Genomic DNA, 12,502 nt, shown 5'->3' with positions numbered 1-12,502 from the left:
ATTGTAATCAGTGATAATATGTTGTGTTGAAGTAAATTACATATTGTAGGGTTGATTGATCTAATATGTTAAAATAAATAGAGTAATTATTGAGTAATAATGAGGAGAAATTCAATATGAATTATAAATTAATAGCCACAACTCCTATGGGGTTAGAAAGTATTGTTAAAGATGAAGTCATAGAATTAGGGTTTGAGCCAACGGTAGAAAATGGGAAAGTAATTTTTGAAGGTGGCGACGAGGCGATTGCCAAAGCTAATATTCATCTTAGATGTGCAGATCGTGTAAAATTGGTCGTGGGTGAATTTAAAGCAACCACTTTTGATGAGTTATTCACCAAAACAAAAGATTTACCTTGGGAACACTTTATATCAGAAAAAGGTAAGTTCCCTGTCAATGGTAAAAGTCATAAGTCAACTTTATATTCAGTTCCAGATTGTCAATCAATTGTAAAAAAAGCAATCGTAGAACGATTAAAACAAGCATATAATATTAATGGTTGGCTCAGTGAAACTGATGAAGAGTACAAAATTGAAGTTGCAATTTTAAAGGATACTGTGACTATCACTTTAGATACATCAGGGAGTGGCTTGCACAAAAGAGGATATCGTGTTGAACAAGGTGAAGCACCTTTAAAAGAAACTTTAGCAGCAGCTTTAGTAAAGTTAACTAAATGGACAGGAGACACTCCATTAATTGATCCATTCACTGGATCAGGCACAATCGCAATAGAAGCAGCATTGATTGCTCAAAATATTGCTCCAGGGTTTAATAGATCTTTTGCTTCTGAACAATGGAAGTTTATTGATCAATCTGTATTTGAATCAGTAAGAACGAAAGCTGAGACTAATGAATTATTAGACAGAGACATTGAAATATACGCCCATGATATTGATCACAATATGATTCAAATGGCAGAGCGTAATGCAATGGAAGCAGGATTAAGCGGTGTCATTCAATTTAAACAAATGAATGCAATGGACTTATCATTAACGAAACCAACAGGTATCATTGTGTGTAATCCACCATATGGTGAAAGAATTGGTGATGTGGAAAAAATTGAAGATGTTTATCGTCATATAGTTAATTTATATAAAGAAAATGAGTACTGGTCAGTTTACTTAATGACTAGTTTTGAAGGTTTTGAAGATTTAGTGGATAAAAAAGCAACTAAAAGAAGGAAACTATTTAATGGATATTTAGAAACAACTTTTTATCAATACTTTGGAAAAAAATTCAGGAAATAAAAATAAGAAGACGGAAGCTATTCATTTAGCTTCCGTCTTTTATATAGTCTTCTTTAAAAGGTATTTATAATTACCATACTTGTCCTTTACCAAATCCTTTAGCACCAGGTGCTGGATCTAGGAGCATTTGTGAAACTGGAACAGTATATGCAATTAAAATCAATGCAATCGTTACGACAATCAAGAACTTCCAATTTTCAACGAGAGGATAAACCTTTTCATCTCTATCAAATGCTTCAGATACAGGGAATATTTCCTGACCTTTCGGTGCAAAGAATGCAAGGTGTATACAAATGTAAAGTACAAGCAAGATTGATAAGAATAATAATGTACCACCTACAGCTTGAACAGCTTGATAAGCAATCCATTCTTTAGCTTGTTCGGCACCACCATACTCAGAATAATCCGAACGTCTAGGCGCGCCGAATAACCCGATAAAGTGCATCGCACCAGACATAATCGACATTCCTACTGCCCAAGTATAACCTTGAATTAATGCAAGTTTGTTCAAACGTTTAGTTAAAATTCTTCCAGAACAATAAGGGATCAACCAATACATTGCTCCAAAGTATGTTAAAACTACAGCGGTTGAAATTGTTAAATGGAAATGTCCAGTTACCCATATTGTATTATGAATGACTTGGTTCATTTGGTTTGATGCGTTGACTAAACCACCGGCACCACCAGGGATAAAAGCAAGCATTCCGATAAATGGTAAAATAAATCGTGAATCATTCCAAGGTAAATGTTTTAACCATCCAAATAAACCTTTAGCACCTTTTTCACGACCAAAAATTTCAAATGTCGCAAATAAACTAAATGCAGTCATCAATGATGGTATTACAACCATGAATGTTAATACAACTTGAATATACTTCCAAAACGCATCGATACCAGGATCTACAAGTTGGTGATGAATTCCTACAGGAATAGAGAAGAATAAGAATAGCATAAATGACATTCTTGCTAAATTATCACTAAATCCTTTTGTACCAATAATTTTTGGAACGACAACGTACCAAACCATATATGCTGGTAATAACCAAAAGTATACAAGCGCATGTCCAAAATACCAGAATAAAGTACGGCTTAGACTTACATCTACACGTTCAACCCAACCGATACTCCAAGGAATTAACATAAATAACACTTCAATCGCAACACCTAAACTACAAACCATCCACATCACATTGTTAATTGCCACCATATAAGATAACAATGGTGATTTATCACCTTTATTCTCACGTTTCCATTGAACATAGCGCATGATCTGACCTGCTGCACTAATCCAACTTCCAACAATAACTAGTGCTAAACCTACATAGTAAATGAAATGCGCTTTAAGTGGAGCGTAGAAAGTATATAATACTGTTGCTTCATTTAATAAAATCATAATTGCAGCAGCTACAGTTCCGATAATCATCGTATAGAAACCAATCCAACTAAGTAATCTTTGTGTGCTCGTTAGATCTCCACACACTCTTGATACTGCAGCGATTTGGAATCCCATAATGAAAAATGTTGTAAAAACTAGAGCAAGTGTTACACCATGTATTGTAAGTAATTGATAATAACCAATACCTGCAGGTAACTCAAGTGTGCCTGATCGAACGAGTACTTGCAATAAAGCAGCCACACCACCTAAAAGTAGATTAAACATTGCGAAATACATATGAGCTAAAACTAATTTGGAATCTTGTCTATTTAATTTCCTAGTTTGATCTGGACCTAAATTTCGTAAACTCATTATTTTTCCACCACCTTAATCATCGTGCTCATATCTGTATGACCTGTACCACAATATTCATTACAAACCGTTAAATATTCACCGGGTTGGTCAAAAGTTGTTGTATATGTAGAAATATGACCTGGTTCTAACATCATATTGATATTTGTTCCAGCAACACCAAATCCATGAACTACATCTTTCGTTGTTCCAGAAATTTTAACTTTAGCGCCTTTAGGTATTTCAACTTCTTGAGGTGAATATAAAAACGCTTGAGCTACAATATACAATTCATAGTCATAATCTTTACCTTCTACTTTTTTTAGACCAGGTTCTTTAAATCGAGCGTCTTTATCTACAAGTTCAGGATCAATATATTCCCGACCACTTGCAGCAGGTTGATGACCTGAGTGAAATGCTCCAATTCCAATAATAATTAAGAAAAACACTAAACTAAACATTCCTAAACCAAGCCAAATTTTCTCTAGCTTATGCATAATGAAAACCTCCTACATTCTTGATAAAAATAGTATAAAAATAATAACCCATAAAATGATGAATATGGCACCTAACATTAATACAGAAATAAATGTACCTTTCAAATCAGCATGATGTTGAATATTTTCTTCGAAATGAGGTTCAACATCACTATTACGGTAAGATAACTCTTTTTCAACCGTCATTTTATATTCCTCCCTTTCTAATCATTTATTCATTTATTATAATAAAGTAAATGGAATTTTATTTATGTGATAAAAGTCACACTTAATAACGCTTTTAATTAAATTTGTGAAAAAAATAATAATCTAGGGAGAAACTTTATGTCTAACCGATTAAGAGAGTTATATCAACTAAAGGTTGAAATCGAAAAATCAGAAAATGAGACACTCGTGTCACAATTAAATATCGCTTTAGAAAAAGAGTTCAATAAAAACTTAACTGTATCTTTCATGGGACAGTTTTCAAGTGGGAAATCATCTTTAATTAATTTCCTTTTAGAAGATGAATTGTTACCATCTTCACCTGTGCCAACAACGAGTCAGACTGTACAGATTCATATGCAAGACGATTTGAATCCACCAAGAGTTTTTTTAACTGACAATACGTATACTGAATTAAGTTCGATAGAAGAAGTTCAACTATTTAATCGTCAAAATTATAGTTTTCATCGTGTTGAATATTTTTCAAACAAAGGAAAGCTTAATCATAAAATTACAATACAAGATACTCCAGGAATAGATTCCATTAACGCGATTCACGATCATCATACAAAAAAATATTTATTGGCAAGTGATGTAGTGATAGTCGTTGCAGATTATAATCATGTGCTATCAAATGTTAATTTAAATATGATGAAAGAATTGAATAAACTAAATATCCCAATCTTATTAGTTATTAGCCAAATAGATAAACATAATAAAGATGAATCGATCGATTTATTTATGAATACAATTTATACTACACTTGAGCAGCATGAAATAAATGTTGAAAATATTGTTCCAGTATCAATATATGACTCAAAATATAATCAAATGAGTAAACTTGTAGATCAAATCAATTACTGGAGTAATCAAAATCAATTTGACGATCTATACGCAAGTCGATTGAAAGATAATGTATTCAAAGAACAATTAGATTATTTACAACATGAAATAAATAGTTATGTAAATAAAATAAAACCGATTTTCTCACAGGTCCATTCTAATATGTCATTAGATCAAATCGATGAGTTGAAGGAACAATTAAACAATAGATATACTAATAACCTAGAACTATTAGCACAATCAAATGAACAATCATTCATCGATTATTTGCAAGAAAAATTGATTGAATATGTAGATAATAGTTACATACTCTCTCAACAATTAAGAAGTATGTTAGAGGACTATTTAATGACTTTTGACTCATCATATCGAGTTAAAGGGATATTTAATAAAAAAGAAAAGCTTCTAAAAATTAGGGAGCAAATGGTCAAAGATATCACGGATTATATTAACAGAGAGATTAATAAGTTAATCATTATGCCTGTAAATCAATCTTTACAACAACTTAACTTATCAGACCTAGACTTATCTATCAGTACATCATTGTTGGAAGCAACTGAGGTCACAACACCTAACATTCAAAATGTTTATGTCAAAAATTTTAATGATCAATTTATAAAACAAGTTAAGACATCAATAAAAAAACGTTTATCAGTTCAATTAAAAGCGTTATATCGACAATTAGATTCAAATAAATTTAATAATAATGAAATGAGTAATAAAAATGACAATCAAAAATTATACGATATAAAAAATGAAGAAGATGAAAGAATAAACAGATATAAAACATTAATTAAGCAACTACAAGAAGCCAAGGACAATGCAAAACAATTAAAAATGATGAAAGAGTTGAAGCAATCGATTGAAAATAAATCATATGAGCATTTCTATATTCACATGGATGATCGTTTAAATGAATTAACAAATTATACTTTCTTAGATGCTAGTGAAGTAGATTTTGAAAAATATAATGACACTCAATCGGATTCCTTAAAACATGAAAATAATACAGAAGGTCAGGATGACTTAGTTAATCAAACTAAATTACATCAACTCAATGAATCACTTTTAGATATTATTTTAAATAAAGAACTTGAACCGATCCAATCATTTCAAAGTGCATTAAAAAGGAAGGTAATTTGCCTTAAAAATAATAAAATGAATTTATCGGTATTTGGAGCTTTTAGTGCGGGTAAAAGTACATTACTTAACGCTTTAGTCAATAAAAATTTGTTAGCATCAAGTGCACATCCGACAACTGCCTCTATAGTATATATATCTAATCATTATAAGAATTATGTAATATATAAAGATAAAGAACAATTATTAGAAGATGCGAAACATATATTAAATGATTATGATATTCCTACTCATGATATGGCAAAGTATTTGCAAAGTAATCACCCAAATAATCAATGGGTCGTAAATTTATTGACAAGATATAATCAATTTGCAGATAAACTTGGTACATCTGAACCTTTATCAGATGAAGATATAAAATATATCACAAGTGATGAAGCATACTCAGTTTTTATCAATGAGTGTCATTTATCTTACAATCATCCGCTGTTAGAACATTATCGCTTAATAGACTCTCCAGGATTTCAATCAGGAAATCAGAGACATAATATTGAGTCAATAAATCATATTCAACACGCCGACATTACAATGTATATTATGTATTATCAACACGCTTACACTAAAGATGATGAAGCATTTTTAGAACAGTTCAAAGAGATTCAATCGATGTATCCTTCAAAAACGTTAATTATTGTCTTGAATGCAATTGACTTAAGAAAGAACAATGAAGAGTTAGAAGGTGTAGTTCATTATATTAAATCTAGACTCAATCAAATGAACTTAAACTATGAACTGTTTACAACAAGTGGTTATAAAGCAATAAGTGAAAACAATAACCTTCACATTAAATCATTGTATGAATATCTTAATAATATATTGCCAGCACAACTTCATGATAGAATGGTGGAAGAAATTAATTTATCTTTAGAAAAAACATCTGATTATATAGATAAAATGATATTACACACAAATGATAAAAATAATCAGCGGATAAAGAGCTTAATGAATACTTTATCATCATATGATGAGTCAGTGATTATTGATCAAATGGACGAATCTTTACAAAGAAATATAGATCAATTTATTGTTCACAGTGCCAAACGACTATTTTTGAAAAGTTATGATGAATATAAGTTGAATAAATTGGAGATTAATGAACGTGACAATAAAAAAGAAGCATTTATTAATCATTATCGTGATGTGTTATTTAATGATTATACTAACCATTATTTTACGATTATTGAAGGGATTCGCAAGCAGTTATTCACTATCAGTGGATCGTTAATGGACGAGATACAAGCATATAACTTACCAATTATGATTGATATTGAACCATTTGTGAATAAAATTTACGCACATTCTTTATCATTAAGCACCGCTGATAAAGAAGTAATAAAAACAATTGCAAATGATTCAGTGAATGAAGTGAATATGGATCAAATGGATCATTCAATTCAATCCATTGTTGATGAATCTATTCAATTATATGAATCTTTTGTGGAACATCATATTACCGAAAGCACTAACTCATTAAAGCAAAAAATAGCTGAGCAACTTTGTAAATACTTAGAAGAGTTAATAAAACAATTAGAAAAAATCATAGAAGTAAATCAATTAACTGATTATGAACGAGATCATTTAAAAGAAATAGTGAATTACTCAAAGAAATAATGATGACGCCTAAAAAAAGTAATAATGTACGTAAACATAGCAATGTAAAAACCGTTGCAAAAAGTTTATATGATTAAAAGTTAAAGGGGAATTAAGATGCAATTATTATATTATGAAGATTACATGGCCAATGCATCTGATTTTATCGTATTGGATTGTCAAAATGATATGAAAGAGTATGATCTAGGAAAAGAAAAATTTAAAAAAACTCATTTACCTAGAGCATATCATGTACCAATAAAACCAATATTGACTGATGATGTTTTATACAATGCAGGAAGACATCCTCTCCCTAAGATTAATTTTTTATACAAATTATTTACAATATTAATTGAGCGACATGAAACACAAAAGTTTCTTGTTTATAGTGATGGGATAGATATTTATAGTGCAAGAATGATCTGGTTATTACAATTAATGGGGTTCACCAATGTATACTTACTTAATGAAACATTTAGTTCCTTACGTCAAAAATATAATATTGATTTAACTGTAAATTTAGAAGAAAACTACAGAAATGAACAACTCACTTATTTGCATGAAATTATGGAAGATGAAGTGGAACAACATAAAATAACGTCAAAAGGTAAATCGTCATTATATGAACTTTATCAAGAAGTCTTGGCAGAACAAGATAATGTAATCAATTACGATTTTGTTTATCAATTAAATAGAAATTTGATTTCAACACATATGGATGTTTTTGATGCAATAAAACAAGAATCATTAATTCTCGATGTACGACATAATGCAAGGTTTATTGGTGAGAATGAGCCTATAGACACCACAGCTGGTCATATTCCACAAACCTTTAACCTCGAATATGAACACTATATTGATGAGGGTCGAATTACGATTCAAAAATTAAATCAATTAAAACTTGAATACTCACACTTGTATAATGTAAACCGTTCACTTCAATCAGATATTAGAGAAGATCGAGATGTTATTTTAAGTTGTGGTTCAGGTTTAAGTGCTTGTATGATGTATGTATTACTACAATTAATTAATGTCCCTTCAACTGTATATGCCGGTAGTTACTCAGAATGGATAGCTTTAGACCTTCCAATATTAAATAATATTGAATAATAACAAATAAATTAAGTAATGAAGCAAATAAACAAATAAATGAATAATTTAAAAGAAAAATATAACATATGATTATGAATATAACGAAATCACACAGATTGGATAAGATATATTATGGTTGAACCTAAAGAAAAAGTACTTATTATTGACGGGATGGCATTATTGTTTAGACATTTTTTCGCAACTTCTATAAATAAACATTTTATGCCGAATCAAGATGGTATTCCTACTAACGGAATTCAAGGATTCCTAAGGCATACATTTTACTTAATTAAAGAAACAAATACGCCGAATGTTATTATTACATGGGATAAAGGTCAATATACGTTCAGAAATGATCTTCATGAAGATTATAAAGCGAATAGACAACCACCTCCAAGTGAACTCATACCACAATTTGATCTCGTTCAAAAGATCAGCGAGGAGATAGGGTTTTGTAATATTGGAGTGGAAGGATATGAAGCGGATGATGTCATCGGATCATTAGCTAAATATTTATCTTATGATTTTAAAGTGATTGCTGTATCAGGGGATAAAGATTTACTACAAATCTTAGACAAAGATATTGAATTATGGCTAATTAAAAAAGGGTTTACAGAGTACAACATATACAATAAAGAGCGATTTATTCAAAAATACAATATTCAACCGAATCAATTTGTAGATGTTAAAGCATTAATGGGAGATACGAGTGATGGATACAAAGGTGTTTCAGGAATCGGTGAAAAGACGGCACTAAAGTTAATTCAAACACATCATTCTATTTCAAATCTTTTGGAAAATCTTGAATCATTAACGAAAGGACAAAAACAAAAAATCGAGGATGATATGGATTCTCTTACTTTGTCGAACAAACTTGCAAAAATTTATACTGAAGTCCCATTAGTGATAAACGATATTATAAATGATATGAGATTAACTCAAACTGAGCAACAGTTAATAGAGGTTTTAGATGCACATACATTAACCATTACGAAAAAATACTATCAAAGTCTGTATCAATAAACCTCTTAAATTTATTAATGAATATTAGTAAATATTATTATACTTTATATGTAAACAATCAATTTATAATAGAAAATATAAACATTTAATATTAATAAGATAATAAAACAATAAAAACAAGGAGTGAAAATCACTCCTTGTTTTTATGAAATATTTTCTCAGTACTCAGTAAATGATTTAATATTAATCTTTTAATTTATCTTGGCTAGATGATGAATTTTGATTACGTTCTGACAATGAATGCATTGCTTCATACAAGCATTGTTTTGCATGTAAATCTGCTTCTTTGTTTTTTTTACGTGCTGACCAATTGACTAGGCAGAGTTCAAATCGATGGGCAATTAATTTAGCTTTAAGATGAAATCCTTCATACTTTGAATGTTTTAATTGATCTTTTTCCATTGAGTCTGCAACAACCTTTGAATCTGTATAGACTATGACTGATTCAATGGATAATAACTCTGCATATTCTAATGCATTAATTAAAGCTAGCCATTCTCCTTCATGGTTATCAAATTGATCACCAACATATTTTGATTGAATATATTTTTGATTGTTATTATTAATAACATAACTTATAGCGGTAGGACCTTTTTGATTATGCGTTGCTGCATCAATGTATATAATTGCCACGATAATACCTACTTTCTATCTGTTATTTATAATTGTAATAACTATCATTTATATTGACGTTCAGATAACGGTTTGATTGATTTAGCGATATAGCCGAATGGAACATTAAATACTGTTGTTAACAATTTTAATATATATGTTGTAATAAATATATTCAAAACAACTTCATTTGGGTAAGTTCCATAAAATGCAATCAATGCAAATAATGCTGTATCAATAATTGAGCTTAATGAAGTTGAACCAATCGCTCGAATATAAAATTTTCTATCTGCCCGTACTAAAGTTCTTATTTTATTAAATACCCATACATCAAAGAAATTACCAATGACATATGAAATAGCGCTCGCAATGGCAATACGTGGAACTAAACCAAGAATAACTTCTAAATGTTCATGTGCGAAATCACTTTTACTTGGCGTGAACACTAACGTAATTTGACTAATTAAAGTGAATGCGATCATTGAGAATAAGCCCATCCAAACAGCTTTTTTAGCAACATTACGGCCATATTTTTCATTCAATATATCAGTTGCCAAATAGAGTGAAGCGAACATTATATTTCCTAAAGTCGCCTCAAACCCTAATACGTCAACAGCTTTTAATACTTGCAAGTTTGCAATAATAATGCCAAAACCAACCCAAAATATAAGGCCCGTACGACCAAAAAACTTATAACTTAATACAAGTAATGTGAATATAATAAATAATTCTATAATACCTGTTAGTATAACCATAGCTTTAATCCTTTCTACTATAAAATATGATTAGTGTGGTAAATAATGGATTAATTTAATGAATATTATTAATTGTTATTAATTAATAATAAAATGTAACACACAATTTAAATTTATTACTACATACTCATAAAGGATAATTATAAAGTGATATCAATAGATGTCAATAGTTGGGATACTTTTTATAATGATCTGTTACTATAAACTTAATCTATATCTATAGCTTAATCTATTTGTATACCATTGTTATAAATCCGACAAATCACTTACTTTAAAATATAGAATAGGTTAGATATACTTATATTTAAGAGGTGATGATCAATTGAATTTAGAGATTATGCATCGTATTGATCATTTGCAAGACTATTATTGTAAAGATTGTTCAATAAAACATCATTTAATTAAATCAGAATCAAGGACAAGTGCACATCAATATTGTATTACGATGTGTTCGATCGGCCAAAAGATACAATCTTTAGGTCAAAACCTTTCCCATAAAGGAGCATACGATGAAAATTATTAATATAGAACCTACGCCAAGTCCGAATACGATGAAAGTTGTATTAGATGAAGAAAAAAATGAGATGAAATCAGAAACTTATACGTCGATTGAAGATACAAATCCAATATTTATTAACGCATTGCTTGAAATCGAAGAAGTAACATCAATTTTTTATGCGTTAAATTTTGTATCAATTGATAAACATCCAAAAGCTGAATGGAAATTAGTTATTCCTAAAATTGAAGAAACGATGGATCGCATAAATAACTCAATCAATGACAAGTCTGATCATAATAATACTGATACTCATTCAGCTCAAATGCATCAAGGTAATGAAGACAATACGACACAAACAATGGATCTTGAATTTAAAGTTGAATTGTTAACCTTCAAAGAAATTCCTTACCAAATTAAATTGTCAAATCGTTTTAATGAAGAGCGTATTCAATTGAGTGAACGTTTTTTAGATGCTGTTGAAACAGTAACATTGCCTCATGATAATGTAATATTTATGCGTCAATGGATTCATTTTGATGATCGTTATGGCAATATGAACGAAGAGATTGATGGTATACGAGAAGAAATAGAAGCATTATATTCTGACAAACAATTAGATGACTTAATCAAACAAGCGAAAGAAACAGAATACACGGTACCAAAAAAAGAAATGAAGAAAGTAACGTTAAGTGAATTTGAAGCAGCATCAGATTGGAAAGAGAGATTACGAATGCTTGATCATTTTCCTACACCTGATGAAAGTGATTATGAGTTGTTGGCTGTCGCGCTGCAAGATGAAAAAGCACAAGTACGTCGATTTGCTGTTGTACTTTTAGGAATGATTGAACAAGCTGAAACTTTGAAGTATCTTGATCAAGCATTAGATGATAAGAACGTAAGTGTTAGAAGAACTGCAGGAGATTGTATTAGTGATTTAGGGTATAAGGAAGCACTGCCAATCATGGAAAAAGCTTTATCAGATAAGAGTAAGCTCGTACGTTGGCGTGCTGCAATGTTTATCTATGATGAAGGAAATTCAGATCAGTTAAAAACATTGCATCAACATGTAGATGATGATGCCTATGAAGTAGCACTTCAAGTTAAGATGGCAATTCATAGAATTGAAGGCGGAGAAGATGCGAAAGGGTCTGTTTGGAAGCAAATCTCAAATCGAAATAACACGGAGTAAACTATATTTGTATTTTAATAAATTTATATAAATATACACTCATTATAAATCTATTTATTAATTATATTTTTTGAAAATAAAGAAA

The 12,502-nt window shown here is 30.1% G+C and carries 11 protein-coding genes; 6 read left to right on the top strand and 5 right to left on the bottom strand.

The annotated features are described in order from the left end of the window. The first annotated feature begins 116 nt into the window (after nucleotides 1-116). Complete coding sequence (locus EDD62_RS03145) at nucleotides 117-1,247, top strand: THUMP domain-containing class I SAM-dependent RNA methyltransferase (protein ID WP_123807501.1); 1,131 nt, start codon at nucleotides 117-119, stop codon at nucleotides 1,245-1,247. A 70-nt stretch (nucleotides 1,248-1,317) separates the two neighbouring features. Here the strand turns inward: EDD62_RS03145 and EDD62_RS03140 are convergent, their stop codons facing one another. The 3 genes from EDD62_RS03140 to EDD62_RS09310 are packed head-to-tail and all read right to left on the bottom strand — an operon-like array spanning nucleotide 1,318 to nucleotide 3,656. Further along, nucleotides 1,318-2,994, bottom strand: a complete 1,677-nt coding sequence (locus tag EDD62_RS03140; RefSeq protein ID WP_123807500.1) for a b(o/a)3-type cytochrome-c oxidase subunit 1 — start codon at nucleotides 2,992-2,994, stop codon at nucleotides 1,318-1,320. Continuing rightward, the gene (locus tag EDD62_RS03135; RefSeq protein WP_123807499.1) at nucleotides 2,994-3,470 is read right to left on the bottom strand and encodes a cytochrome c oxidase subunit II; all 477 of its coding nucleotides are present in this window, start codon (nucleotides 3,468-3,470) and stop codon (nucleotides 2,994-2,996) included. The genes EDD62_RS03140 and EDD62_RS03135 overlap by 1 nt, the downstream gene beginning before the upstream one ends. Before the next feature lie 12 nt (nucleotides 3,471-3,482). Then, nucleotides 3,483-3,656: a cytochrome c oxidase subunit 2A gene (locus tag EDD62_RS09310; protein WP_225971384.1), complete on the bottom strand. Its 174-nt coding sequence runs from the start codon at nucleotides 3,654-3,656 to the stop codon at nucleotides 3,483-3,485. 138 nt (nucleotides 3,657-3,794) lie between these two features. Between EDD62_RS09310 and EDD62_RS03125 the strand changes: the two genes are divergently transcribed. From EDD62_RS03125 to EDD62_RS03115, 3 genes are all read left to right on the top strand, one after another. Continuing rightward, the gene (locus EDD62_RS03125; RefSeq protein ID WP_123807498.1) at nucleotides 3,795-7,268 is read left to right on the top strand and encodes a dynamin family protein; all 3,474 of its coding nucleotides are present in this window, start codon (nucleotides 3,795-3,797) and stop codon (nucleotides 7,266-7,268) included. Between the two features lie 96 nt (nucleotides 7,269-7,364). After that, nucleotides 7,365-8,357 (top strand): sulfurtransferase, encoded by a 993-nt coding sequence (locus tag EDD62_RS03120; protein ID WP_123807497.1) that lies wholly within the window; start codon nucleotides 7,365-7,367, stop codon nucleotides 8,355-8,357. A 114-nt stretch (nucleotides 8,358-8,471) separates the two neighbouring features. Then, nucleotides 8,472-9,362, top strand: coding sequence for a 5'-3' exonuclease (locus tag EDD62_RS03115; protein WP_123807496.1), 891 nt, complete (start codon nucleotides 8,472-8,474; stop codon nucleotides 9,360-9,362). A gap of 183 nt (nucleotides 9,363-9,545) precedes the next feature. Here the strand turns inward: EDD62_RS03115 and EDD62_RS03110 are convergent, their stop codons facing one another. After that, nucleotides 9,546-9,995: a ribonuclease HI family protein gene (locus EDD62_RS03110; RefSeq protein WP_170152758.1), complete on the bottom strand. Its 450-nt coding sequence runs from the start codon at nucleotides 9,993-9,995 to the stop codon at nucleotides 9,546-9,548. Between the two features lie 44 nt (nucleotides 9,996-10,039). Beyond that, nucleotides 10,040-10,729 carry a queuosine precursor transporter gene (locus EDD62_RS03105; RefSeq protein ID WP_077140268.1) on the bottom strand — a complete coding sequence of 230 codons (690 nt, stop codon included), beginning with the start codon at nucleotides 10,727-10,729 and terminating at the stop codon, nucleotides 10,040-10,042. A gap of 322 nt (nucleotides 10,730-11,051) precedes the next feature. Here EDD62_RS03105 and EDD62_RS03100 point away from each other — a divergent pair, with 322 nt between their 5' ends. Together EDD62_RS03100 and EDD62_RS03095 are read left to right on the top strand one after the other, a co-directional pair. Beyond that, complete coding sequence (locus tag EDD62_RS03100) at nucleotides 11,052-11,252, top strand: zinc-finger domain-containing protein (protein ID WP_225971386.1); 201 nt, start codon at nucleotides 11,052-11,054, stop codon at nucleotides 11,250-11,252. Continuing rightward, a complete protein-coding gene (locus tag EDD62_RS03095; protein ID WP_123807494.1) occupies nucleotides 11,239-12,417 on the top strand; it encodes a virulence factor in 1,179 nt (392 codons plus the stop codon). Before EDD62_RS03100 ends, EDD62_RS03095 begins: the two co-directional genes overlap by 14 nt. Nucleotides 12,418-12,502 lie beyond the last annotated feature (85 nt).

It is taken from the genome of Abyssicoccus albus, assembly GCF_003815035.1.
Taxonomy (GTDB): domain Bacteria; phylum Bacillota; class Bacilli; order Staphylococcales; family Abyssicoccaceae; genus Abyssicoccus; species Abyssicoccus albus.
The sequence above is the reverse complement of the archived record's forward strand: the minus strand, read 5'-3'. Positions and strand labels throughout refer to the sequence as shown.